This is a genomic window from Sorangium sp. So ce887 (assembly GCF_051521455.1).
GTDB lineage: Bacteria > Myxococcota_A > Polyangia > Polyangiales > Polyangiaceae > Sorangium.
Genome location: NZ_CP150354.1, coordinates 4562923 through 4587732 on the forward strand (window position 1 = coordinate 4562923; position 24810 = coordinate 4587732).

Here is a 24810-nt window from a genome sequence, read left to right on the forward strand (position 1 = left end):
GGCGGCGCGGATCGCCGCGTTTTCAGGCCGATCCGCGCATCTCCGGCGATCGCCGCGCCCCGCGCCGACACGCCGCCGGGACACCTGTCACGCGCGCGTGACGGCCGCTGTCGCGCGCGCGTGACAGCGACCCCGCCGGCGCGGCTTCGCAGGCGCCGGCGCGTTCTCGCGGGCGCACGGGTTCCGGGTTGACGCGGCCCTCTCCAGGGGCACCATGGCGCTCATGAGCGACGATCCCGGGGCGACCTGCACGCTCACGAGCTTCGATCAGGGGCGCTCCCTCCGGCTCCCGGCGGTCTCGGTGACGGTCACCCTCCCGGACAGGCGCACGCTCACCGCGCCGCTCGATCTGCGCCCCCTCGTCGTGGGGGCGGGCGCCGACTGCGATCTTGTCCTCTCCGATCCGCGCGCCTCGCGCAGGCACTGCGAGATCCGGATGACCGAGCAGGGGGTGCTCCTGCGCGACCTGGGCAGCAAGAACGGCACGCTGGTCCGCGACATCCGGATCCGCGAGGCCTTCCTCCCGCCCGGCGTCCCCGCCACGGCCGGCGGCTCCGAGATCGTCGTCGGCCCCGCGGGCCCCGCGGCGATCCTGCCGCTCTCGGCCGCGGACGCGTTCGGCGGCGCCGCGGGCCGGAGCCTCACCATGCGCGCGCTGTTCGCCAAGCTGGAGCGCGCCGCCCCGACCGACGAGACCCTGCTCCTGCTCGGCGAGTCCGGCACCGGCAAGGAGGTGCTGGCGCAGGCGATCCACGCGCGGAGCCGCCGCAACGACGGCCCCTTCGTGGTCGTCGACTGCGGCGCCATCGCGCCGAACCTCGTCGAGAGCGAGCTGTTCGGCCACGCCCGGGGCGCGTTCACGGGCGCCGCGGCGGCGCGGCCGGGCCTGATCGAGCAGGCGAACGGGGGCACGCTCTTCATCGACGAGATCGGCGAGCTCCCGCTCGAGCTCCAGCCGAAGCTCCTCCGCGCCATCGAGGGGCGGCAGATCCGGCGGCTCGGCTCGAACGACTGGGCGCCCTTCGACGCGCGGATCGTGGCCGCCACGCACCGGAACCTGCGCGCGAAGGCCCAGGACGGCTCGTTCCGGGCCGATCTCTACTTCCGCCTCTCGGTGGTGGAGGTCCACGTCCCCGCGCTCCGGGAGCGCAAGGACGACATCCCGCTCCTCGTCGAGCGCTTCCTCCTCGCGCGGGATCCGCCGCGCGCCCTCGCCGACCTGCCGCCGGGCGCGCTCCCGCTGCTGGAGGCCTACGACTGGCCCGGGAACGTGCGCGAGCTCCGGAACACCGTGGCGCGCCTGGTCCTCTTCCCCGAGCTGCTCCACGAGATCGTCGGCGCCGGGCCGCCGGCGCCGCAGGGGGCCGCGAGCCCGGATCCCACGCGACCCGATCCCTCCGGCGGGGCTTCCTCGGGCGCCTCGCCCTCCGGCGCGTCGGGGCCCGGGGATGCCCGCCTCCGCACGCTCCTCGAGCTGCCGCTGCCCGAGGCGCGCGAGGTCGTGCTGGAGGAGCTGGAGCGCGCCTACGTCACCGAGAAGCTCCGCCAGCACGGGGGCAACATCTCGCAGGCGGCCGACGCGATGGGCGTCTCCCGCCAGCTCGTCCACCGGCTCATCCAGCGCCACGGTCTCCGCGCCCGATGATCCCGCCCGCGGACACCGACGATCCCCGCGTCCCGGCCCCGCCGAGGCCGCGGCGCGGCCGCGACGACGCGACCCTCACCGGCCCGGCCCCGTCCGGCGCGGCCGAGGCCCCGTCCGGCGCGGCCGAGGCCCCGCCCGGCGCGCCCGAGGCCACCGCCGACCTCGGCCTCGGCGAGGAGGGCCAGCGCGCCGCCGATGCGCAGGAGGCGCCCTCGCCGATCCCGCCCTCGCTCCACGCCCGCTTCGAGGACTTCCACCTCCTCGGACGCGGCGGCATGGGCGTCGTCTACCGGGCCCGGGATCTCCGGCTCGGCCGGCGCGTGGCCATCAAGCTCCTCTCGGCGGGCGCGCAGGTCGACGGGAGCCTCCTGCGCGAGGCGCGCTCGCAGGCGCGGCTCCGCCACGAGAACGTCTGCGAGGTCCACGAGGCCGGCGTCGCCGATCGCGTGCCCTTCCTCGTGATGCGCCACATCGACGGCCCCTCGCTCCAGGAAGCCCGCGGCGACCTGACCCTCGAGGAGAAGGTGCGCGTGGTCCGCGCCGTCGCCGCGGCGCTCCACGAGGCGCACCGGCTCGGCCTCGTGCACCGCGACGTCAAGCCGAGCAACGTCATGCTGGAGCGGGGCGAGGACGGCGCCTACCGCCCCTACCTCATGGACTTCGGCATCGCGCGCGACGCGGGCGAGAGCGGGTCCACCCTCACCGGCGCGCTCCTCGGAACCCCCGCGTACATGGCGCCCGAGCAGGCGGCCGGGAAGGTGCGCGCCCTCGACCGGCGGACCGACGTCTACGGCCTGGGCGCGACCCTCTACGCGCTGCTCGCCGGCCGCCCGCCGTTCGTGGGGGGCACGGTGATGGACGTGCTCCGTCAGGTGCTGGAGGCGGACGCGCCGCCGCTCCGGACGCTGGACCGCGACATCCCCCGGGATCTCGAGGCGGTGGTGATGCGCTGCCTCGAGAGGGAGCCCGGCGCCCGCTACGAGTCGGCGCGGGCGCTCGGGGACGACCTGCAGCGCTTCCTCGACGGCGATCCCGTGCTCGCGCGCCGCGCCTCCCTCGGCCGCCGCCTCGCCCGGCAGGCGCGGCGCCACCGGGCGGCCGTCGCGGGCGCGACCGCGCTCGTCGTCGCGGCGCTCGTCGTCGCCGGTCTCTTCGTCCGGGACCGGCGCGCCGCCGCGGAGCAGGCCACGCTGGCGCGCGAGCTCGGCGAGACCGTGAAGGAGATGGAGCTCTTCCTCCGCGGCGCCCACGGGATGCCGCTCCACGACGTCGAGCGCGAGCGCTCTGTGGTCCGCGCCCGGCTGAAGACCGTGGAGGCCCGCATGGCGCAGGCGGGCGGGCCCGGCCGCGGCCCCGGGGAGTACGCGCTCGGCCGCGGCCTGCTCGCGCTCCAGGAGCCGCGCGCCGCCCTCGAGCACCTCCGCGCGGCCGAGGAGGCCGGCTACCGGTCGCCGGGGCTCGACTACGCCGCCGGGGTGGCGCTCTCCGAGCTCTACCGCCGCGGCCTGGAGGAGGCCCGCCGCCTCCGCACTCCGGCGCAGCGCGAGGCCCGGATCGCCGCGCTCGAGGCCGAGCTCAAGGCCCCGGCGGTCCAGCACCTCCGCGCGGCGCTCGGCGGCGCCATCGAGGCGCCCGGGTACGTGGAGGGGCTGCTCGCGCTCGCCGAGGGCCGGCACGAGGAGGCGCTGGAGAAGGCGCGGGCCGCGTTCGCGGGGGCGCCCTGGCTCCACGAGGCGAAGAAGCTGGAGGGCGACGTGCTCTTCGCGATGGGGAGCCGCTACCGCCACGACGCCGCCTTCGATTTCGAGAAGATGAAGGGGTATTTCGATCGCGCCGCCGAGGCGTACGGGATCGCCGCCGATCACGGCCGCTCCGACCCCTCGGTCCACGCCGGCGCGTGCGAGCTCTGGACCCAGACCATGAACGCCGCCGGCAAGCACGGCGCCTCGATGCGCCCGAGCTTCGAGCGGGCGCGGGAGGCCTGCGGGCGGGCGCTCGCGGCGAGCCCGCGGAGCCCCGAGGCGACCGTGAAGCTGGCCTGGGTGCACAGCTGCTTCGCCTGGTGGGTCGCGAGCGGGATGCAGGAGGGCGAGGACGCGGAGGCGGCCCTCGGCGAGGCCACCGCGCGCGCCGAGGAGGCGCTCGCCAGGAGCCCGGACGACGCCATGGCGCGGTACGTGGCCGCCCTGGTCTTCCGGGCGCGGGCCTACCACGCCGACGGGATCGGCCGCGACCAGGGCGAAGCCCTCGAGCGCGCCATCCAGGGCTACGAGGCCGCGCTCCAGCGCGATCCGGACTTCGTCTGGGCCCTCAACGACCTCTGCGTCGTCCACGCCGAGCGCGGCCGCTACGAGTCCCTGCGCGGCCTCGACCCGAAGGGCTCGTTCGAGCGCGCCCAGGCCCGCTGCGACCACCTCCTGGCGCTCGATCCCGGCTTCGGCAGCGCGCGCACCTCCCGGCTGACCACCGGCTTCTACGAGGTCGAGCACCTCGTCCGCGCCGGCCGCTCCCCCGAGGAGAGGGTCCAGCGAATGCACGGGGCAATCGACGCAATGCGTCAAAACGATCCCTCGTGGACCGGGGCTCCCTACTGGCGGCTCTGGCTGGATCACGCGCTGGCGCTGCACGCGCTGGACGCTGGGGTCGATCCCGGCCCGGCGCTCGCGCGCGTCCAGGCGAGCGCGCGGGAGATGGCGCCGGGCGCGGCCGCGTATCCGGAGTCGCTGCGGGCGATGCTCGCGATGCTCGAGGCGCGCGTCCGGCTTGCGCGGGGGGAGGACCCGGCGGGCGCGATCCGGATCGTGCGCGAGACGCTCGAGCGCCGGCTCGCCGAGACGCCGGGGGACGTGTGGGACCGGGTGCAGCGCGCCGAGGCGGAGCTCCTCGCCTTCCAGTGGAGCGCGCGGCGGGGCCGTCCGGACGCGGCGCGGCTCGACGCGGCGCTCGTCCCGCTCCGCCCCCTGCTCGTCGGCGAGCCGCGCGCCGATCCGTTGCCTTACGCGCTGCTGGCCGAGCTCCACGAGGCCCGCGCCGCCCTCCGGGCGGGGCGCCGGGAGGATGCCGCCGCCGACATCGACGAGGGGCTCAGGCACGCAGGCGCGGCGCTCCGGCTGAACCCGCGGTCCGACCGGGCGCTCGTGGCCCAGGGAGGGCTCTTTCGTCTGCGCGCCGCGGCGGCGCCCGGCGCGGCCGCGCGGACGGAGGCCACGCTGCGCGAGGTCGCGGCCCTGGAGGCGGCGATCCAGGCGAACCCGCTGCGCGCCCGGACCGTGGGCGCGCGCCTCGCCGAGGCGCGGCGGCTCGCGGGCGAGGCGCCTGGCCCCGCCGCGCCCTGAGCACGCCCGGAGCTCAGTCGCGACGGGGACGGAGGTCGCGCTCGCACCAGTGGGGCTTGGGGTTCTTCAGCCACGTCATCGTGCACGGCTTCCCCTTGCAGCGGTAATGGCCGTCCTCCGCCGGGCCCATGGGCTCGCATACGCTGTTTTCCGTCACGAGCCCCATGTACTCGAGGCCGCAGGAGCCCTCCTGGTAGCAGTACCGCCGCTTCAGCGCCTCCTCGATGTCGTACCCGCACTCCTTCTCGAAGGACTCCGTCGCATAGACTTCCACGCCGACGAAGCCCGGGAGCGGGGGGAGAGGGGAGGTGACGTTCGCGCACCAGACCGCCTCGCTGTAGATGAAGCCGTCGTGATCCCCCTTGTCATCGTTCACATTGGCGCCCGTGAGCAGGACTTCGACCCCGTCGGTCTTGTCGTTGACGAACGCGATCACGCACTCGAGCACGTTGTAGATCACGTCCATGTCGAGCCCGCCGTTCACCCAGCCCGACGCGCCGATCACCGCCCCGCGCCCCTTGTACTCGCGGTCGCCGTGGATCACGACGGTGTCCTTCGCGACGGCGCAGCGGAAGGCGTGATCGAAGACCTCTTCGCCCTCCGGATCGTCGAGGAACCCCACGTCGACGATCTCCGGGTTGAACGTGCCATCCTTCTGGAGCAGCGGGCGCTTCAGCGCCCCCACCAGCCGCTCCTTCCATGTGTGCCAGGCGTGCTTGGGGGTGCCGTTGGGGTCCTGCGTTCCGGGCTTGCCCCACATCACCTCGAGCCCCGGCCCCTCGAGCTCGCCCTCGAGCTGCGACGCCTGTCCGCAAGCCGTCGTGAAGAACCCGACGCCCATCACGATCCCGAGCGCACCAGCAGAGCGCATCATTGCGATCTCCTCGTCCAAAGAGTTTCGAGCCTTCGTTCCGGCGACCTTGCCGAGCAAGGATGCAAGGGGCCATGCTCGCCGCCCTGCGCGCCGGACACAAGGAGCACGCGCCGTGCCACGCCCGTGAGCGGCGCGTCATCCGCGGATCGTCCGCGCTCTCCGCGTCGAGGTGGTACGGCGGCGTGACAGGTGACCGCCGCGCGGACAGCGGCTGTCGCGCGGCGGTGACAGCGCTGCCGGCCGGCGGGGAGCGCGCCCTCCCGGAGGGCGACGTGCGCGCGCGTCGGCGCGCAGGCCTGGTGCCTCGAGCGGTACGACGAGCGCCGGCAGGAGGTGACGCCCCCGTGCGAGCGGTTCGACTACGAGGTCTGGAAGCCGTATACGTCGACTCCGTGACGTACGATCGGCACACTTCGGCCCGCATGACCACCTTCGTCGCCCTCGACTTCGAGACCGCCGACCGCTACCGCGACAGCGCGTGCGCTGTCGGCGCGGTGCGGGTCGAGGGCAATCGCATCACCCACCGCGTGCATCACCTGATCCAGCCGCCGCGGCGAACCTTCGAGTTCACCGGGGTACATGGCATCTCCTGGGCGCGCGTCGCGGGCGAGGCCCGGTTCTCGGAGGTGTGGCGAAGGGTGACTCCGCTGTTCGAAGGTGCCGAGTTCATCGCCGCCCACAACGCGAGCTTCGACCGCTCGGTCCTCCGGGCCTGCTGCGCCGCCTTCGCCATGGAGCCCCCGCAGCTGCGCTTCGAGTGCACGGTGCAGCTCGCGCGGACGCGCTGGCAGATCCGCCCCACGACCTTGCCGGACGTGTGCCGCCACCTCGGCCTCGCGCTCCGCCACCACGACGCCCTCAGCGACGCCGAGGCCTGCGCGGGGATCGTGCTGGCCGCGCGGGCCTGAGCTGCGCGCCGAGCGCCGGGGGGACGCGCGTCGCCGCCGTTCGATCGACCCGCGGGGGCGTGTATACTCGCCGCGTGCGCGCACTCCATCCTGCATGCAACGCGCTGTCTCGGTGCGCGCTGCTCGTCGCCGCCGCCGCCGCCGCCTGCTCGTCTGGCGAGGAGACGGGCACAGCGTCTACGGCCTCGATCTCCTCATGAAGCGCGCCCAGCTCCCGGGCGGCTTCATCCGCTCCGTCCAGCTCCTGCGCGAGCGGGTCGAGGACTTCTCCAGGTATCCGTTCAGCATCCCCGCCGTGCGCGCCCTCGAGGAGCTCGCGCTCCATCCCAAGGTGACCTTCTTCGTCGGCGAGAACGGCTCCGGCAAGTCGACCCTCATCGAGGCGCTCGCGCTGCTGGCCGGCTTCAACGCCGAGGGCGGTTCGAAGGGCTTCAATTTCGCGACCCGGCGCTCCGAGTCCGAGCTGCACACCGCGATGCGGCTCGTGCGTGGGGCGCGCCGGGAGAAGAACGGCTTTTTCCTGCGCGCCGAGAGCTTCTTCAACGTCGCAACGCAGGTGGACGAGCTGGCCGCGACCGCGTTTTACGGCGGCACGTCGCTGCACGAGCAGTCGCACGGCGAGTCGTTCCTGGCCCTCGTGAAGCACCGGTTCAAGCCCGAGAGCCTCTTCCTCCTCGACGAGCCGGAGGCCGCGCTGTCGCCCGGAAGGCAGCTCACGCTGCTCGCGCGCATGCACGAGCTCGTCGAGAAGGGGCGATCGCAGTTCATCGTCGCGACGCACTCGCCCATCGTGCTGGCCTATCCGGACGCGACGATCTACCGGCTCTCCGAGGACGGCATCGCGGAGGTGGCGTATGAGGAGACGGAGCACTTCGCGTTGACGCGGGATTTCCTGCTGCACAGGGAGCGGTTCTTCCGGGAGCTCTTCAGGGGGGATGAGTGAAGATCGCGCGAGGGCCCTGGGCTCGTGCGGTTCGAGCTCGACCGTGGACGGGCGAGACCTCGCAGAGATGAGGGGATCGCGCGACCGGCTTGACTGGACCGGTTCGCGTGTGGTCCAAACGATGGGGAATCCCCGATGAACGCTACCGGCCACGCTGTCCGCGCGGTGGCAGATGCTGGACATGGTGTCCATCCCGGCGGGCCGGTTCTTGATGGGCAGCGAGGCGGGGGAGCCCAATGCGTTCGATGACCAGCACCCGCGCCGCGAGGTGGTGATCGCGGCGTTCGAGATGGCGTCCGGTGGGTTCGAGATGGCGCCCGGTGCGTTCGATGACCAGCACCCGCGCCGCGAGGTGGTGATCGCGGCGGTCGAGATGGCGCGGGTGCCGCCTGGACATGGCGGGCAACGTCCTGGAGTGGTGCTGGGATCGCTACGGTCCGTACCGGAAGACGACGACTCCCGAGGTCGATCCGACGGGTGCGGCGAAGGGGAGTTCCGCGTCCTGCGCGGGGGGTCGTGGTTCAGCATGAGCCCTGCGTGGGGGCGCGCGGCCGACCGCGAGAGGCATGAGCCGTCGTGGCGTGGTAGCCGCGTTGGGTTTCGCTGCGCGCGTGGACCTGTGGAGTGAACGCAGATCTATGGCGGCCGGAGCGAGCGCGCGTCTGGCCCGGGCAACGGTCTCAAGAAGGCGCATGTGTGCGCCATGGTGCGGTATCGACGCGCGGGCGGAGGCGTTCCCCCTGCGCGCTCTGGAATCCTGCCGAGGTGAACCTCGTGCATGATCAAGGCGGCGGGGGTGCCTTTCAGGCTTCGTTCCTGCGGCGCGTGCGCGGCTGCCATCGAGGCGCAACTGCCGACAGGTCTGGCACGTGCGGCGGCGCGGCGTACGTGGCGAGCACGTTGCCATGGATGACAGCCGGGTCATCAAGGCTGTAGCCTCAGTCGTGCATGCTGAAGGCGCTTCTGCACGGGAAGCTCGGCCGCGTTGCGGTCGGCGTCGGCGTTGACGAGGAAGGCGGCGGAAACACGGAGGAGGACGGCGACGCGCAGGGGACGGCGTCGGACGGGCTCACGGAGCTCGAGGACCCGCTCACGTCGGCGGTCTTCGAGCGGTTCGAGTACCTGCCGGCCGAGCTCGCGTGGGACATCCTGCGCGGCGCGAGCAAGCCTCTGGGGGATGGCTCGGCGATGCCCGCGGTCCCTCCCGCGGGGAGCCCCTCCTGGTCATTCTGGCCCGGGCTTCGGCCCGGCGATGGAGGGCGGAACAAGCAGCGGGTCGAGCCGGACGTGCTCGTCTCGTGGGGCGACACGCTGCTCCTGATCGAGGCCAAGCACCGGGGTCTCCAGGACCCGGCGCAGTGGGTGGAGCAGATTCGCGCGGCGCGAGCCGCGCCCGCGCATGCAGCGAAGCAGCTGTGGCTCATCGCGGTCGGAGGGATCGTGGCGCAGGAGGGCCATGGCAACCTCGCTCATGTCCGTCGCGAGCTCGCGGGTGAGCTTTGCGGGCTGCTCACGGTTCGCTGGGAGGACCTGCGCGAAGCGCTCTATGCAGTCGAGGCTTCGACGCGTCCGTCAGTGCAATCGGCGGTCCTGCGGGACATGGCTGCGGCGCTCGCAGCGTGGGGGTACCGAAGGAAGGTCCGGTTCTCGTCGCTGCCGGCGGCCGCGGGACGACTCCGGGCCGAAGACGCGATGTCCGTGCTTCATGCCTGGAGGATCCGATGAACGAGATGAATCTCGACTTGGCTGGAGCGCTCGCCGAGGTGCGTCGCGCGTACAGGCTCCTGCACGCCTACCACCGGCGGCTGTGCGATCTGCTGCAGCTGACGGATGAATTCCTGGCAGAACGGGGCTTCGAATTCGAACAGTGGGAGCCCCTCAACGTCGCGCGGATCCCCCGATCAGCGAAGCCGTTCTTCAGACCTGAACGTTGGGCATGGGATCTGACTCCGGCCTACCAGGTCGAATGCAGCTGGCTCGGATCGAGCAACGGGATCCACTGCAACGTATACATCCATGCTATCGCGGACACCGGATACGATGACTCCTGCGACGGCGAGCCGGAACCGACCCGCTTCAGGGCCGCCGAGATAACGGCCTCCGAGCTCCGGGTCGGCTTGCAGCGCACGCGAGCCAGAAAACCGGATTGGAGCGCTGCCTGGAAGCTGTTCTCGCGCATCACGAACAGGAAGGATGGAACCGACCATCAGGTGTGGGTCGACGGAGATGAGTACACGTACCGTTACTTCAACCTGAACCTCGCAGAGCTCGGGGACGAGGGGGCCATCAACGGTAGGCTGCTCCTTCCGCTCGACAACTGGCGGAGGGGCGGCGCGTGATCAATCCCGCCGATCAAGTGTACGCAACGATGCTCCTGCTGCGCCTCAGCGTCGCAGACGCAAAGAACCCCCCACAGTCCTCTTTCCGACGGCATCCTTCGCACGCTTCGACGTAGATGTTCTTCCAATCCGAGATGCTCTTTCGCGCGAACCGATGCAGCCTCGGATCTAGCGCGCATAGCTGATGGTTATAGATCGACGTCGCCAGCCCGGCCCGCTCCAGCGTCATGACGGCCTCGCCGAGGGCACCCTGGTAGTCGACCGGATCAATCCACAGCGTCTCAAGGTTGGCCCTCGCGAACCCCACGGGCTCGAGGCCCATGAGCGCGACGTGATCCACGAAGGTCAGGTTCCTCGCGACGAACCGCGCGAACTCGGGCATCCGCTCGACCGTCTCGCGATGGATCACGAACCGTAGCTCCACGCGAACACGCCGCCGCTTCAGGTTCAAGATCCCCCGCACCGTCTCGTCGAAGGCTCCCCTGGCCTGTACGATATAATCGTGCTCCTCGGGCAGGTCCGAGTAGAGCGGGATACCGAACATCAGGTCCGGATGCTTTACGTCACCTATGCCACGCGCAAAGCTGCCATCGGCGAACCTCCGACCGTTCGAGAGCACGTGCAAGCTCGTGCGGGGCAGGTGCCGGCGGAGAAGCGCGAGAAGGCGGACAAGGCGCTCGCCGAGAAGAGCAGGCTCGCCTCCGGTGATCCCGATCTCCGTGGCCTCCGAGGAGATCAAGGGAATAGCCTGCTCGAGATCGTCCACGAGCCAGCTATCGTCGTGGAATTTCGGCGGCTGAGAGCACATCACGCAGAAGTTGTCGCATCGCTCGGTGACGAGGAACGTGTTCGACCGGGATGCCGTTCTGTAAAGCGCAGAGACCGAGCCCCGCGCGGGGTCAATCCGCACGACGTCCCCGGTCCGCAGGTAATGGTGGTCCGAGCCGAGGAGATAAACGTCCTCTCGATCCGAAATCGGGGTCGCCCGGCGTAGGAGGTATCCTCGAAATCCCTGCGGTAGCTCGGATGCTTCCCCGGAGAGCAGAAGCAGGTCGCTCGCTCGCTCCGCCTCGGAAAGAGCCGGATCTTCCGAGATCCGCGCGACGAACGGCGTGCGCGACGTCGCCGACAACGCCCGCAGACCTCGCGCCGATAGCTTCACGAGCATGAGCTCATACCCATCGCAGCAGGATGTCACGCGCCTCGGCGTCGGTCTCGAGGAGCCCGATGACGTGTCGCAGCACGCCCATCTGCTTCGCACAGAATGCGCTGAATGCCTTGTGCCCGACGGCGTCGCCCTGCGTTGCGCGGTGGAACACGGGATCCGCGCCGCAGTAGGGCAAGAAAGGACAGTCGGCACACATGGGCATGCCCTCGAGGATGGTCTCGCCCAGAGGCGAGAGGAGCGCTTCGGATGTTATCAGGGCCTCGTAGCTGTCCTCGTCGAGGTGCCCCAAACGGAAGGTCTGGTCCCCCATCTCGGCCAGCATGCGACCCTCATCCGAGGCATACACCGCCCCGTCGTAGTTGTATACGAGCGCCCCGATCCCGATCCCCGCAGGGGACTGGAGATCGACATATCCCGAGCCGAGTGGAGAGAATATCTTCTGAAGCAGGATGGTCGTGTATTCCTCCCGCAAGAGGTGCCCTCCAGCATTGATTCGCAGGATGTGCGAGAGGCCGCGCTTATAGAAATCGAGCCAGTCTTCGACGCCGTACCGCTTCACCAGGCTCCGCGTCGCGAATCCATAGGGGCTGAGGCTCCGGAGGAAGATGCCGTGGAAGCCGAGGCGCACGTACTCGTCGATGATCTCGTGAACGCGGTGCAAGCTTCTCGGCGTCGTCGTCATCAGCGCCGAGATCCGGTCCGGCCCGAGGACCTCTCGAGCCCTGTGAATCCCCTGGATCGTCTTCTGGTGGCTGCCGCCACCGCGTGTCGGCCGCTGGGTATCGTGTAAATCTGGAGGCCCGTCCACCGAGGTCGATAGGTACACACCGTGCTCGTTGCAGAACGACAACACGTCGTCGGACAGACGCGAGAGGTTGGAGGCGATCACGAACTGGAGATCGCGCCGATGGTCCTGGTTGAGCTCCTGTGCGCGCTCCACGATGTGGCGGACGAGGGCGAAGTTGAGGAGCGGCTCGCCTCCCTGAAGCTCGATCTTGATGCGCTCGTTCGGGCTGCAGAACACGAGATCGAGCGCTTTGTTGGCGTGCGCGACGGTCATATCGTACTGGGTGCTGTCCTCCGATTGCCTCGAAACCTGGCAATACTGACACGAGTGATCGCACCGCAGCGTGACGACGAAGATGTGGAGCCCCGTGAACTCGGCGATACGTTCCGCGCGGCTCCGGTACTTCAGCGCTAGAAGATCGAAGGCAACGGAGGAATCATCTTCGTAGAGGAGATGGCGCGACTTCAGGGCCTTGTAGGCGCTCGTGTCCGGTGCGAGCCTCCGCTCGACGAACGCAATGAGCTCGTCGCGATCGAGGCGAACATACTCCCCGACGTCATTCGTTACGACGTAGGTGGTCTCATCAAGATGGCCGAACCTGAGAGGCAGGAGGCGATATCCTCCGCGTGGTGCGTAGGCGCTCCTCGGCTGGAACACTGCGTGCGCCATGTCATTCACGAGGAGGAACACGCGCGCGAGAGAAGGCATGCGCGAGGATGAGTGCGCGGAGCGATGCCGTCTCTTCTCCAACCTTCTCCCGGAGCTCCTGATCAAGCAGCTCCTGAAAGAAGAGCCTCGCTGCTTCGCACGCGGCCCGCTCACCTGTCGAAGGGGGGAAGGCGAGCGTCACGTCGAGCGAGTGATCGTGGACCTCGCCAATCACGGCGGTGCACTTCGCGGCCATCCGGTAGGCGGCCTTCTGCACGGCCGCGAGGCGGTAGACACGGAGATCGACGATGACCGCGATGCGTCCGTCTCGAAAGGCGAACGGAGCACTGGTATCGGCACCCAGGGGCGTCATGCGACTACCACTGGACCACGATCATGCCGGTTTGTCCCTCGGACAGGGAAATGCTGGTGTTCGTGTCGCCAACAAACTGGTTTAGCACGCGGACCTCGTGCGTGCCCGGCTTCAGGATGAGCGGCGCCGTGGAGTCGGTGCCCACGAGCTTTCCATCCACGAAGATCCGGCCACCAGGGTATGCCACGAGCGACACGGCGGCCGGCTTCGGCGGCGGGGGCGGTGCCTCGGGCGCCTCGTACGAGCCCATCGATCCCGACCTGGAACTGCCGGAGTAGTGGCTGCTGTGTGATCGGTGCGACTGATGGGAGCGATGGGATCGATGGGCGAGGTACATCGGCTGCTCGATGCCGGGCGCGGTGAGCAGCAGCGGGTCGTCACCGTCGACGTCATCGTCGGGCCTTCGAGGCGCCTGCGCGAGCGCGCTCGGGACGAGCGTGTTCGAGGACATCGCTCCCTGGATGATCGCCATGACGGCCGTTCCGAGAGCTAAGAGAGGGGACCGCGGAGGCACACCGTATTCTCGTCGGGGGTAGGCCTGCGCGTCAAGACCACGTGGTTGGCGGACACCAGCCTCGACGGACGATGCCGGCGGGGCGGCATGGTGTAGGCGGCTCGCGAGATCTACACGGATCGCCCGAACAAGGGTACGCTTCTGCGCGATGGGTTCAACGCCGTACCGGGGCGAGGAGCAGGACAACGCGGGCTCGAGCGTCGACGTGCGGACCGCGTTGCGATCGTGGGGGCGCACCGAGCTTGGCGCTCCTCGACGGCTCGACGAGTTGATCACGTCCGTGACCGAGCGCGACGAGTTGATCACGCGCGTCGCAACGACGGTGATCCGCCGCGACCTCATCCCGCAGGGCATGCCCACCCACGAGCGGAGGAGCCGCAGCGCGAACCCTGTGGATCCTGCGTCGCTCGATCCGTTCAGGGGCCCCTTGGAGGAACTGCGCGCGCGTACGGAGCACGTCGGTCGCTGCGCGCCGTGCAGCGGCAGCGGCATCGGCCCGTGTCCAGCATGCGGGGGCAGCGGCAGGCAGCGCTGTGGGAACTGCTCCGGCAGCGGGAGGGTTCTGAAGCACTACAAGAAGTCAAGTAAACACATCAACTGCTCGGTCTGTCGTGGCGGCGGCGCCGTCGGGTGCGGCGGGTGCTTGTCCAAGGGGACGATCTCGTGCGCCGGCTGCTCGGGGAGTGGCCAGCGGCTCGTCTGGTGGACATACCAAGAGAGTGTGCGCGTTCTCGTACAAATTTCCACCGACAGCCCCATCGTTAAAGCACACCCGCAGCTGCTGGAGGAGCGGTTTCTTGGGCCATCGGATCTCGAAGCCTTCGTGCAGCTCGCCTCCGCAGAGGGCGAGGGGAGCATCACTGGAGGAAGACTCTCGCCGGAGGACGACGCCATGGTGCGACGGCAGACGCCCGCGCTCGATCCTCGGCTCGAGCGGATCCGGGCGCAGCAGCTTATCCGCTTCGGCGTCCTCCGACGCGACGTGCACTATGAGATGTGTGGCGCGAAGGGGATCGTCGTCCTGTCCGGCGCGAGCCTCGCCGGGTCCTCGACGCCGGAGGCGGTGAGCCCTATCCGTCGCCGTCTGGTGCTCTGGGGGCTCGCGTCGTTCGTGCTGCTCATCTGCGGCACCTGGTACATGTCGGCCCTGCTCGGCCCGACCAGTTACTTTCGCTCCGGCAACCGGGTCATCGTATTTTCCTCGTTGACCGGCATGGCCGCGGCGATCGTGGCCATCGGGGGTCTGCTTCGGGCGCTTCGCCCCGGCTTCCGCTTCTGGTCCCCTGGGGTCGTCGCGCAGCTCGCGACCGGGGTGAGCGTCGTGGCGTTTCTGCTCGGTCCGGTGGTCGGTTACTTGGGTAGGCCGAGCACGGAGGAGTTGCAGCAATCGGTCGCTGCGGGAGATTTCGATCGTGCGCGGCTCGTCGCTGAGGCTCTGGAAGCTACGGATCCTTCCGAGCTGGCGGCAGGCGCCGTCGACGAGCTCCATCTCGCAGAGGCAGAGCGGCTCTCCGGAGATGCGCGTCTCGACAAGCTGGACGCGATCGCTGCGCGAAATGGCAGTCATGCAGGCCGTGCCAGGACAAGCGCGCAGCGGGCACGCGTCGAGGCGGTCGAGGCGGCCCTCAAGGCGAACCGCGCTGCGGATGCCGTCGGCCTGCTCAAGCGCTGGTCGTCGGAGCTCTCCGATGCGCCGGAGTTTGGCGAGCTCGCGGCGCGCGCGTTCGAGGTGCAGGGGGCCGTCTGTTCCGACGACGCCTGCCGTCTTGGCGCGGCGAGGGGGGCCAAGGCGGCCCGCGGCTCTCCCGAGCGCGAGGCCGCGCTCGACAAGGCGCGGCGGAAGGTGATCGAAGGGCTCGACGCCCGAGCCGTTCCCGCGGGCGATCTCCTCTCTCGGGTGCGCTGGCTTCGAGCCTCGTCGAAGCTTTCTGCGATGGCGCAAGGGGTCGCTGAGGGCGACAGCGAGGTTCAGGAGAAGGCGAACGCAGCGTCGACCTGGGCGCGCGCCGAGCTCGGCAAGGTGGCGCTGATCGGCGCACCGACGCCCGTCGTGGACGAGCTCCTCGAGCGGGATGCGGGCTCAGCGAGCACGGGGTGGACCGGGTTGAAGGGCGTGTCCGTGTACGCGGCGAAGGTTGGAGGCGTTTGCTCTGGGCTTTTCGTGGTCGGGGCGACGCCGGGCGCGCGGTCTCTCTATGGAAACGAAGAGGGGCTGCGGCGGCTGCTCGCGCAGGCCACGGGTCGACCCGGAGCGACGTTGCGCGCCCGTTCGGCGACGTCGAAGACGCACTCGGTCTCAACATGGGCCGAGGGCAGCACGCCGGTGATGGCGCGGTGGAACGACACGACGTTGATGGAGTTGCGCATCGGGAGGGCAAGCCCGTAGCAAGAGCACGCTTCAGCGTGCTCAACTCGCGGAGTAGCGCGTTGTTGGCCCCGCGCTCGCGGGCGAACGTCTGCGCCAGGCCCCGATGCTCTGGCGAGCTGAAGCGATCCATTGTCCGGACGAGGTCGCGCTCACCATGCCGGAAGCCCCGGAGGCGGGTGACGACCTGGCGAACAGCCGGTCGGTCGCTCGCGGTACGTCCTTGGGCGTGCCCGGCGTCCCCGGTGGAGAGCCGACTCATCGTCCTCGTCACGCCTTCTCCCGCCTCGCGCTCGCCGCGCGGGCTCGCCCGAGGACGTTCTCGATGCGCCGCAAGAGCTGGTCGGCCGGCTCTCCTCCTCCGCCCCTGCCCTCGAGCGCATCCCGGTACCAGCGCCCCACCAAGCACAGCTCGTACAGGCGCACGGCTGCCGCCTCGATGCGCGGCCGCCGTGCGCGGCGTACCCATCCAGCAGCCGCCTCAGCCCATGGCCGATCTGGAACGGCCTCGCGCTGCCGCGTGTGACGATCGCCATCTCGTACGCGGGGTCGCCGCGCGTCGCATACTCCCAGTCGATGACGGCGAACGGCTGCTCCCAGTGAAGGAGGATGTTCTGCCCCAGGAGATCCCCATGGATGAGCGTCGCGGGCTCTTCCTCCGGCAGATGAGCGAGGGCCCATTGCTCCGCCTCGCGGAGCTCGGGCACCCCATGGAGGGCCGAGATCTCCGACAAGGCGTGCGCCCGCCGCGTGGCGTGTCCCCCGAGGCCGGGGATCTCGTCCGCGCCGACGGCATGAATCGTCGCGGCGACCTGCGCGACGACCTCCCAGGGAGCGACGCCGGGCTGGCGGCCGGCGCGCAGGTCGAGGGGGATCCCTTCGAGGTTAGGGTCGCACGGCGACGTCGACCTCTCCCATGGGGACGATCGCTGTCAAGGCCGGCACGCGGATCGCGCGCGCGCTGGCGGCGACCCGTTCGAGAGGTGATCGGCGTCGAACCGGGAGCGAGCCTCACCCTGCGCGACGTGCTCCACGGCGGCGAGGTCCGCGTCCGCGAGCGCGCGGGCATCCTCACCAGGGGAGGCAAGCTCGCGAAGCTCTACACGAGCTGGGGAGACAAGGCCTCCCGCACACCGGAGATCAACGAGCGGGCGAGATGGAGGGCTGAGAGCGCGGGCGCCTCGGGGCGCTCACCGCAGCCGCACGTGGTGGCGCGCGGCGAGCTCGTGGAGGATGCGGCGGCGGACCTCGTCGAGCAGGCGCTCCAGGTCGGCCGCGCTGGTGAGCTTCAGCCGCCGAACTGGATGTGGGCTTGGTGCGAGCCGACGAACGTGGCGGCGAGATCGTAGACCGGCGTGGGGAATCGCTCCGCCTTGACGCGCACATTGGCGCCAAGATCGTTTCCCGCCATCTCGACGATCTCGATCACGCCGATGCGACCGGCCGTGTCGGGCGGGTACAAGATCTCCTGCGAAATCAGGGAATTCGCGGTAGCTTCATCCTCCGTGCCCCTCACAAAGGCGATCCAGCGGAAGGGAGCCCGTGCCCCGAGGAGCTGCGGTATCGAGGCGAGCGCGTCGGCGGCTATTTTCTTGATCTGCACGAGGTGAACGTCGCCCACGCCGTCCCGATCGATGGCCAGCACGTCGACGCGACCCTGCGCCGTTCCAGGCCAGTCTGCGTCGAAGTAGATGCGTGGCACGATGAGCTGGCGAATCAGACATCGCGCCACCGGGTCTTGGGCTCGAAGCTCCAGGCGATCACGCACGGTCCGTCTCCTTGAGCTGTGCAACGTCGGGGAAAGCCTGAGAGGCCCATACGAAAAATTGGTCCATCTTCACCCTCGCGAGCAGGAGATCTCCCTCATCGACGTAACGGTCCTCGTAGGAAAAATGTGTCTTGCGGCTCAGCAGCCACTCGAAGTGCTTCACGCCGCCGTCCTGGAGCTGCTTGGTCGAGCACCAGCCGCGGAGCCGCCGCGCGGCTTCGCCATGATCTTCCGCCTTGGCGTGCTTCTCGCCGACCGCGACGAGCACCGCATCTGCGAGGGCGATGCATGCATGCACGGCGAGCAGGCCGATGGCCGGCGCGTACACGGGTGGATCGAGCATCTCCAGATCGCGGGCGGCGCGGTGGAAGCTGTCCGCCCGCTCCCGGTAGCGGAGCACGATCACCGGCTTCTGCAGGCTCACGCTGGCGACCCTAGCACGAGCGTGCCCGTCGCCATGCGTCCACGCGCCGCTACGGCGACAGCGATGGGATGAGCGCCCCGGTCAACCGGGCAGGAACCGCGGGGACATGCCGGGTCGGGCCCATGGTCACCGCAGCCGCACGCGGTGGCGCGCGGCGAGCTCGTGGAGGATGCGGCGGCGGACCTCGTCGAGCAGGCGCTCCAGGTCGGCCGCGCTGTCGACCTCGCGGCCGCTGAGGTCGAGCATCACCTCGACGACCGGCGTCTCGCCCAGCGTTTCGAGCTGGGCGTCGAGGTGGGCCAGGGCCTTCGCCTCGGCCGCCTCGCGGCGCGTCGCGAGCTGACCTTCGAGGATCTCGAGGGCCGGGACCACCGCGCGCTCGTCCGTGTTCGGCGCGGCGCCCTCGCGCAGGTGGCGGAGGACCTGGTGCCGCTGATCCGGGTCGAGGCGCTCGAAGCCGCTCCGCCGCTTGAGGCGCTCCACCGCGCCGTCGACCTCCTTCGCGTGCGCGTCGAGCATCGCGCGGCGGCGGGCGCGGTGCTCGCCGCGCAGGAGCTCCACGCGCGGCAGGAGCTCCGCCGTGTCCTCCCAGGGGCGCTCGGTCCGGAGGTGCGCCTGGATGGCGCCCGCGGCCGCGCGGGCGTCCTCCGAAGGGGACAGCGCCTCGAGGCCGGGCCAGGCGTGGTTCAGGGCGTCCTCGGCCTGGCGGAGCACCTCGCTGGCCTGGTCGGTGAGATCCGTCTCCATTCGTCGGAGCAGCGTGAGCCCGTCCCGCAGCACGTTCAGCGAGCGCTTCACGGCGAGGACCGTGGGCTCCACCCGCCGATCCCGGCGGCACGTCTCGAGCGCGCGCTCGAGGCTGGTGAGGGCCGCCGGATAGGCGGCGTCCTTCGGCAGACGGCGGAAGCGCGTCCCGAGCTCGGTCAGCCGCTCGCGCACGCGGGCGAACCGCTCCGCCACCGCATCGGCGATGGCGTCGTTGTCCCGGGCCACGTCCTTGCCGAGCAGATCCCGGAACAGGGCGCAGATGGCGTTCCGGTCGCGCGGGGAGAGCGCCTCGACCGTGTTCTCGGTGAGCTTCGCCTTGCGGAGCCCCGTGTCCTTGAGCAGCTCCCGCGCGCCCTCGTCCCGCGGGCTCGTGATCTCGCCGGCCCCGGCGATCTCGATGCGGAGCTTCCTGCCGCGCAGCAGGCCGACGACGGCGGCGCGGAGCACGTCCGGCGGCACGCCGTGCGGGGGCGCGCCGAAGTGCGCGAGGAGCGTGGCCCCGGCGATACCGCCGTGCTCCCTCACGTACGCCAGGACGTCCGTGGGGACGCGGCCGGTGCAGGTGACCTCGTAGCGCCCCGCGTCCAGGCTCAGGATGCCGAGGCGATCCTGGCCGAGCACCGGGGGCGGCGCCGTGAGCTCCGTGTTCTCGATGAGGTACAGGATGTCCTTCTCGGAGACCGAGAACATCGTCGGGTGCGGGTAAAGCTCGCTCACGATCAGGTTGCCAAACGCGGAGAGCGCCGTGGTGAAGGTGGCCCCCGCGTCGCGCGGCGACCTCTCGCGCCCGCGGAAGTAGAGCTGACCCGTCATGAACGCGCCCTTGACGGCCTCCGTGAGCTCCCGCCGGGCCGTGTCCAGGCGGTTCCGCTCCTCGATGAGCAGGCGCTGCTTGTCGTCGCCCAGCGAGCTCTGACGGGCGCCGTAGCGCTCGATCATGCGCTCCGACCGCACGAGCTTCTTCGCGGCGTGCCGGGCGGCGTCCACATCCCCGGCGACCCACACGATGCGATCCCGGTACGCCTGGGTGTCGCTGCGGGGCACCCACTGCTCGGCGCCTTCGCCCTTCGTGAACTGGAAGTCCATGGTCACCACCGTGTACTTGCGCTCGTCCTTGATGTGGACGTCCTTCGATCGGACGCTGTCCGAGAAGAGCGCGAGCCAGGGGAGCGAGAGGCCCTGGAGCGACGGGCGCTCCGCGTCGCCGAGGAGCAGCTCGAGCGCCTTGACGACCTGCTCCGAGAGCTGCTCCGCGCCCGGCTCGTAGCCCTCGCGCTCGCGCTGCCACTCCTGCCCGGCCGAGCTCTCGATCTTGTACCCGGTCTTCTCGGAGTAACCGAGCAGGCTCTCGCCGGCGAGGACGTCCAGCTCCTTCTGGACCTCGGGCTGGAGGTTGCCCTGCCCGACGAGCGCGTAAAGGCACCGCGCGATGAGCTCCGCCGAGGTCTTCTGGTGGTCCCGCACCAGCTCGAGCAGGGCAACGGCCTTGACCACACGCGCCATCAGGGCGTTCTTCTGCTTGGCGGCGAGATCGAGCGCGCGGGCGATCGTCATCTGGACGTCGGCCCCGAGCGCGCTGTGGAGCACGTCGTAGACGAGGTCGATGGTGATGAGGCGGCCCACCTCGAAGCGCGCGAGATCCCGCTCGCGGAACAGGTCGCCGAGGAGCTGGAGCAAGCCGCGGATCGTGTGCGCGTCGCCCTGCGTCCGCACCGAGCGCGACCGGAGGGCCGTGGTGATGTCGAGCAGCAGGTCGATGTGCCCCGGCAAGAGCGGGTACACCTCGACGAAGTCCGTCTCCGAGATCTCGTCGCCGCGGTAGGCGTAGAGCGCGAGCTCGGAGCGGTGGGCGTGAAAGAGCGCCTGCAGATCCGGCTCGAGGAGCCGCTTCTTCCGGAGCAGGCGCTTGTGGACGACGTCACGGATGTTCGCGACGCCCAGGTGCACGCGCAGGGAAGGCGGGAAGCGGTCCTTCAGCTTGAGGATTGGCGCGGCGACGCCGGTCCCTTCCTCGAGCTTCTGCTGCCCGGTGGCGAGCAACCAGGCCTTGCCCTTCATCCGCTGCCCGAGCGCCGCCACGAAGGACTGGAGCGCGAGCAGCCGGTCGGGGTCGTCGTGCACGTACTGGCTCACCTCGTCGACGACGAAGAACAGCGTCCGCCCGGGGCAGCGCTGGTCCATCATCTGCTGGATCGCCTGCACCGCCTCGTCCGCGGATCGCTTGTCCTCGAAGCGGGAGCCGGTGCGGCTGTCCACCCACGCCATCGCGTGCGTGAAGAGGTCCGGCTGGAGCGCGTGCAGCGCCGCGGACAAGTAGTCCTCCACGAGCTGGCTGTCCTTGAGCTGGCCCCAGGGCTTCTTGTGCACGGCGAGCACCTTGTCCATGAAGGGGGCGTGCAGCCCCTCGAGCTCCAGCTTCAGCTCGTACTCGGCGGCGAGGTTGCTGGTTGTCGAGTAGCCGAGCCGGTGCTGCAGCTGCCGCACCACGACGGCGTGGACGTGCTCGTCGTCCCGGGCCTTGCTGCCGATGTCGAAGACGACCGCGACCGGCTGGATCCCGGTCACCACGCGCTGCCAGGCGGCGCGCAGGTCGGGCGCGCCGGGGGAGTGATCCTGGGCGAGCAGGGCCTCGGCGAGCGGCTTCCCGCCGGGGAGCCTCCGGCCGTCCAGCGACAGGCCCAGGAGCTTCGCGAAGCTCGACTTGCCGGAGCCGTAGAAGCCGGAGATCCAGCTCGCGGGCAGCTCCGGTCCGCCGGGCTTCTGGAGCTCGCGGTGCATCGCGGACAGGAGGCGAACGAGCTGCTCGTGGATCCCCCCCTCGGTGGCGCGCGGATCGCCGGCCGGGTAGCCGCCCGTGACGATGTACTCCTCCACCTCGCGCTTCAGCTCGGTCGGCTCTTGCTCGTGAAAGTACACGACCGGCGGGATGGTGCGGGTGACCTCTTTTTCGAACAGGTCTCCAATCAACATCGGGTCACCGGTAGATCCTTGGGCGGTAGTAGGTGGCCCCCGGCCTCGGGATCGACGAGGTCGGACCTCCACCACCCGAGGCGAGGCGGTTCCCCGGCAGCCTCCCCCGCCCACGCCACCGTGACCTGAAGCGCGAGGATCTCGTCGAGATGGGCGGGGCTGAGGCGGTGGGACATGGCTGGAGCAGGGAACGGGCGACTCGGCCCCGGAGCCGAGCCCCGCGGAGGTCCGCCGCCGCGTTGCGGGGAGGCTACCAGGGCGCAACGCTGCGGAACAATGGGGACGGCCTCGCTCGCGGCGAGGAGGGAGAGCGGCCGGACTCTGCGGGGATCCGAGCGAGGTCTCGCTTGCGATGCGGGCACTGCGATAGCCGGCATTTCGCTCCTCATGGTGCCACTCAGCGTGGCTTGGCGCGGGGGCATCCTCGGACGAAGCCGGCGAGGTCCTTGCGCAGTTGCTCGCCGCGCTCGGAGAGACGCCCTCGGACGACCCGCTGGAGAGCGTGAGCCGGCTGATCCGGTGCGTGCGCGGACGCCGCACGATCGTCGTCATCGACGGGTTGGAGCCGCTGCAGGATGCCCGAGGAAACCTGATCGACAAACCGATGGGAATCCTCGTCCGAGATCTGGCAGCTCAGATGAACGGCGGACTTTGCGTGATCACGACGCGCCCGCCCTTCGAGGCTCTCCAGGGTACGGGTGTCGTCCTCATCCATCTCGGCTCTCTCGACTCTACGTCAGCCATCGAAGTGCTGCGGCGCCGAGGCGTGAGCGGGTCCGACGAGCAGCTCGCGCGCGCGGCAGCTCGCCTGCGCCACCACGCACTCTCGCTCGCCCTCGTGGCCGACTACCTGAGCGAGGCGCACGGAGGCGAGAGCGAGGCCTCGGCTCAGGCCCCCGCGCTCGCCGCGCGGGCTCGCCCGAGGACGCTCTCGACGCGCATCGCGTACCCCCAGTCGATGACGGCGAACGGCTGCTCCCGGGAGTACCGGCTCACATGAGCCCGGGGCGCGGGGCTGGCCCCCTGGGGATAGGACCGGCTGGGCGTGGTCAGGCAATCGCGGCGTGGGTGTCAGGGCTCTCGTTACGGATCTCTTCGCCGGATCTGGTCACCGGAATCCGCACGCCAGGTCGTGGGCTCACACTCCCTGCGCTGCAAGCGGGGTTGCGCGCGCGCTCACGAGCCAGCAGGCCGCGGTGAAGCGGGCCGCGCCATCACGGATGTACGAGTCGAAGGCAGCGTGAACCACCTCGGCCGTCCGGGCGCGCGTCGGGTCGTCCAAGTCCCGCAGCGCCAGTCCCACCGGTCCGAGCTTTGTGACGTAGGTGAGCAGGTCCTTCTCCGCGACGCCGCTCGGAACGTCGATCGCGCGAATGTCGACGTCCGTCCAGCCGCTCACGTCCAGGATCCGCTGCACCCGGTCTCTGTCCGCGAAGGCGAATTGGCCAGGTGCGTCGGGGGCCGGAGCGGGCAAATTGGGCAGGAAGGGCGCGGCGGCGCGGGCGGCCGCGGTCATGAACGGATTCTCGGCGGGGCTGCGCCAGGCCACGAACACGAGCTTTGCATTGCGTCGCGTGGCGCGCCTGATGCTGGCGAACGCCGCCGCAGGATCCTCGAAGAACATCACGCCCAAACGCGAGATCACCGCGTCGAAAGCGTCCGGCTCGAAGCCATGGGTCTGCGCGTCGGCCTGGACGAAGGCGGCGGAAGCCAGGCCCTCGGCGGCGGCGCGTGCCCTGGCGGCCGCCACAAGGGGCCCGGAGATATCCACGCCGAGACAGTGGCCCGCTGGCCCGAGGCGCCGCGCCATCAAAAGGGCCGTGGCGCCCGCGCCGCAGCCGATGTCGAGCACGCGGCCGCCCTCGCCGGGGAAGGCCTCCTCCAGGAGCGGCGCCTCGAGCGGCGCCAGCATGCCATCGAGCACTTCCTGCATTTCCACCCAGATGGGCCCGCCGACATCGTTCCACAGCGCGGCCTGGTCGCGATTCGGCTGATTGGCTTCGGACATCGGAGTCTCCTTCGGCTTGCGTTCGGCGATCATGCGCCCTAGTCTGCAACCTCAAGTCAACTTGAGGTCAAGGGTGATCGACCTGGATATCGCGGAGGTGGCCCGGCGCTCCGGCGTGCCCGCCTCAGCCCTGCGGTTCTATGAAGAGAAGGGGCTGATCGCTTCCACCGGGCGGCGGGGCTTGCGGCGCCTGTTCGACCCCGGGGTGCTGGAGCGCCTGGCGCTGATCGCCCTCGGCCGGGTGGCGGGGTTTTCGCTCGACGAGATCGCGCAGATGTTCGCGCCCGACGGCCGGCTGCGCGTCGAGCGCGAGCGGCTGACCGCCAAGGCCGATGAGCTGGACCGGACCATCCAGCGGCTGGGCGCCATGCGCGACGGCCTGCGCCACGCAGCGGCGTGCTCCGCGCCGAGCCACATGGAGTGTCCGCACTTCCGCCGTATCGTCCGGCTCGCCGGCGCCGGTCATCTCGATCCGCCTGCACCGAGAGCTCCCCGGCGGAGGCGGTCCACCTGAGCCCGGCCGGGGGCCGCCAGCGCGATGGCGACCGCCGGCGCGCGGATCCTCGTCACCGCTGACACCGTGCGCTCCGCGCTCCGCCGAGGAGCGTCCGGGACCCCCGGCGCACGCGCCAGAATGCGGTCCGGAAGGGGTCTCGAGCCCGCGCGAGCGCTCTGAATTGCGATCCGGAGGGGTCCGGACCCCCCATCTGGCACAAGATCATGCGCTTCAGAAGGGAAAATGGCACAAGTTTGCGCAAATTCGAGTGTTCTTTGGCACAGATTCTGCCGGGAAGACGCTCGGTGGAGCGCTTCGGAGGGGTCCGGAACCCGGTGTGTCGCAATGCATTGCGGTTGAGCCAGTGTTCGACCCCCCCTCCCTTGGCACAGATGGAGGTTGGCTGGCACACCTCTCCCGCGCATGGCGGACGTCACCCGGCCAGCGCTCGTCACGAACCTGGCAGGCGCGATCTCG

General features: G+C 70.3%; 21 protein-coding genes and 1 pseudogene. 10 read left to right on the top strand and 12 right to left on the bottom strand.

Annotated features, from left to right (window positions below; translation table 11 throughout):
- Nucleotides 1-223 precede the first annotated feature (223 nt).
- On the top strand, nucleotides 224-1645 hold the full coding sequence (locus tag WMF36_RS16960; RefSeq protein ID WP_437580646.1) for a sigma 54-interacting transcriptional regulator: 1422 nt from the start codon (nucleotides 224-226) through the stop codon (nucleotides 1643-1645).
- On the top strand, nucleotides 1642-4980 hold the full coding sequence (locus WMF36_RS16965) for a protein kinase domain-containing protein (protein WP_437580647.1): 3339 nt from the start codon (nucleotides 1642-1644) through the stop codon (nucleotides 4978-4980). Before WMF36_RS16960 ends, WMF36_RS16965 begins: the two co-directional genes overlap by 4 nt.
- Nucleotides 4981-4993: 13 nt before the next feature.
- Here the strand turns inward: WMF36_RS16965 and WMF36_RS16970 are convergent, their stop codons facing one another.
- Nucleotides 4994-5854 carry a hypothetical protein gene (locus WMF36_RS16970; RefSeq protein WP_437580648.1) on the bottom strand — a complete coding sequence of 287 codons (861 nt, stop codon included), beginning with the start codon at nucleotides 5852-5854 and terminating at the stop codon, nucleotides 4994-4996.
- Between the two features lie 392 nt (nucleotides 5855-6246).
- Between WMF36_RS16970 and WMF36_RS16975 the strand changes: the two genes are divergently transcribed.
- From WMF36_RS16975 to WMF36_RS16995, 5 genes are all read left to right on the top strand, one after another.
- Nucleotides 6247-6762 (top strand): 3'-5' exonuclease, encoded by a 516-nt coding sequence (locus tag WMF36_RS16975; protein ID WP_437580649.1) that lies wholly within the window; start codon nucleotides 6247-6249, stop codon nucleotides 6760-6762.
- Between the two features lie 196 nt (nucleotides 6763-6958).
- Nucleotides 6959-7705 (top strand): AAA family ATPase, encoded by a 747-nt coding sequence (locus WMF36_RS16980; RefSeq protein WP_437581924.1) that lies wholly within the window; start codon nucleotides 6959-6961, stop codon nucleotides 7703-7705.
- Nucleotides 7706-7886: 181 nt separating this feature from the next.
- On the top strand, nucleotides 7887-8333 hold the full coding sequence (locus tag WMF36_RS16985) for an SUMF1/EgtB/PvdO family nonheme iron enzyme (protein WP_437580650.1): 447 nt from the start codon (nucleotides 7887-7889) through the stop codon (nucleotides 8331-8333).
- 320 nt (nucleotides 8334-8653) lie between these two features.
- A complete protein-coding gene (locus tag WMF36_RS16990; RefSeq protein ID WP_437580651.1) occupies nucleotides 8654-9430 on the top strand; it encodes a hypothetical protein in 777 nt (258 codons plus the stop codon).
- Nucleotides 9427-10044 carry a hypothetical protein gene (locus WMF36_RS16995; protein WP_437580652.1) on the top strand — a complete coding sequence of 206 codons (618 nt, stop codon included), beginning with the start codon at nucleotides 9427-9429 and terminating at the stop codon, nucleotides 10042-10044. Before WMF36_RS16990 ends, WMF36_RS16995 begins: the two co-directional genes overlap by 4 nt.
- A 13-nt stretch (nucleotides 10045-10057) precedes the next feature.
- Here WMF36_RS16995 and hxsC read toward each other — a convergent pair whose 3' ends face one another.
- Genes hxsC through WMF36_RS17015 form a run of 4 tightly spaced genes read right to left on the bottom strand, consistent with a single transcriptional unit; the run spans nucleotide 10058 to nucleotide 13471 of the window.
- Nucleotides 10058-11212, bottom strand: a complete 1155-nt coding sequence (gene hxsC, locus WMF36_RS17000; protein ID WP_437580653.1) for a His-Xaa-Ser system radical SAM maturase HxsC — start codon at nucleotides 11210-11212, stop codon at nucleotides 10058-10060.
- 4 nt (nucleotides 11213-11216) lie between these two features.
- A complete protein-coding gene (gene hxsB / locus WMF36_RS17005; RefSeq protein WP_437581925.1) occupies nucleotides 11217-12668 on the bottom strand; it encodes a His-Xaa-Ser system radical SAM maturase HxsB in 1452 nt (483 codons plus the stop codon).
- Between the two features lies 1 nt (nucleotide 12669).
- On the bottom strand, nucleotides 12670-13020 hold the full coding sequence (gene hxsD, locus WMF36_RS17010) for a His-Xaa-Ser system protein HxsD (protein ID WP_437580654.1): 351 nt from the start codon (nucleotides 13018-13020) through the stop codon (nucleotides 12670-12672).
- 4 nt (nucleotides 13021-13024) lie between these two features.
- A complete protein-coding gene (locus tag WMF36_RS17015) occupies nucleotides 13025-13471 on the bottom strand; it encodes a hypothetical protein (RefSeq protein ID WP_437580655.1) in 447 nt (148 codons plus the stop codon).
- Between the two features lie 211 nt (nucleotides 13472-13682).
- On the opposite strand from WMF36_RS17015, the gene WMF36_RS17020 reads away from it, so the two are divergent.
- A complete protein-coding gene (locus WMF36_RS17020; RefSeq protein WP_437580656.1) occupies nucleotides 13683-15920 on the top strand; it encodes a hypothetical protein in 2238 nt (745 codons plus the stop codon).
- 249 nt (nucleotides 15921-16169) lie between these two features.
- On the opposite strand, the gene WMF36_RS17025 is transcribed toward WMF36_RS17020, so the two are convergent.
- The 6 genes and pseudogenes from WMF36_RS17025 to WMF36_RS17050 all read right to left on the bottom strand — a co-directional run bounded on the left by WMF36_RS17025 (nucleotide 16170) and on the right by WMF36_RS17050 (nucleotide 22544).
- Nucleotides 16170-16325: a hypothetical protein gene (locus tag WMF36_RS17025; RefSeq protein WP_437580657.1), complete on the bottom strand. Its 156-nt coding sequence runs from the start codon at nucleotides 16323-16325 to the stop codon at nucleotides 16170-16172.
- 98 nt (nucleotides 16326-16423) lie between these two features.
- Nucleotides 16424-16774 (bottom strand): annotated as a pseudogene (locus WMF36_RS17030) (phosphotransferase); the annotation flags it as partial.
- Nucleotides 16775-17187: 413 nt separating this feature from the next.
- The gene (locus tag WMF36_RS17035) at nucleotides 17188-17667 is read right to left on the bottom strand and encodes a hypothetical protein (protein ID WP_437580658.1); all 480 of its coding nucleotides are present in this window, start codon (nucleotides 17665-17667) and stop codon (nucleotides 17188-17190) included.
- Nucleotides 17660-18091: a hypothetical protein gene (locus tag WMF36_RS17040; RefSeq protein ID WP_437580659.1), complete on the bottom strand. Its 432-nt coding sequence runs from the start codon at nucleotides 18089-18091 to the stop codon at nucleotides 17660-17662. The genes WMF36_RS17035 and WMF36_RS17040 overlap by 8 nt, the downstream gene beginning before the upstream one ends.
- A 126-nt stretch (nucleotides 18092-18217) precedes the next feature.
- Nucleotides 18218-21829, bottom strand: coding sequence for a BREX system P-loop protein BrxC (gene brxC / locus WMF36_RS17045; RefSeq protein WP_437580660.1), 3612 nt, complete (start codon nucleotides 21827-21829; stop codon nucleotides 18218-18220).
- Nucleotides 21830-22226: 397 nt separating this feature from the next.
- Nucleotides 22227-22544 (bottom strand): hypothetical protein, encoded by a 318-nt coding sequence (locus tag WMF36_RS17050; RefSeq protein ID WP_437580661.1) that lies wholly within the window; start codon nucleotides 22542-22544, stop codon nucleotides 22227-22229.
- A 51-nt stretch (nucleotides 22545-22595) separates the two neighbouring features.
- On the opposite strand from WMF36_RS17050, the gene WMF36_RS17055 reads away from it, so the two are divergent.
- Nucleotides 22596-22829 (top strand): hypothetical protein, encoded by a 234-nt coding sequence (locus WMF36_RS17055; RefSeq protein WP_437580662.1) that lies wholly within the window; start codon nucleotides 22596-22598, stop codon nucleotides 22827-22829.
- A 138-nt stretch (nucleotides 22830-22967) separates the two neighbouring features.
- Here WMF36_RS17055 and WMF36_RS17060 read toward each other — a convergent pair whose 3' ends face one another.
- Nucleotides 22968-23837 carry a class I SAM-dependent methyltransferase gene (locus tag WMF36_RS17060; RefSeq protein WP_437581926.1) on the bottom strand — a complete coding sequence of 290 codons (870 nt, stop codon included), beginning with the start codon at nucleotides 23835-23837 and terminating at the stop codon, nucleotides 22968-22970.
- 73 nt (nucleotides 23838-23910) lie between these two features.
- Here WMF36_RS17060 and WMF36_RS17065 point away from each other — a divergent pair, with 73 nt between their 5' ends.
- The gene (locus WMF36_RS17065; protein WP_437580663.1) at nucleotides 23911-24351 is read left to right on the top strand and encodes a helix-turn-helix domain-containing protein; all 441 of its coding nucleotides are present in this window, start codon (nucleotides 23911-23913) and stop codon (nucleotides 24349-24351) included.
- Nucleotides 24352-24810: the final 459 nt, after the last annotated feature.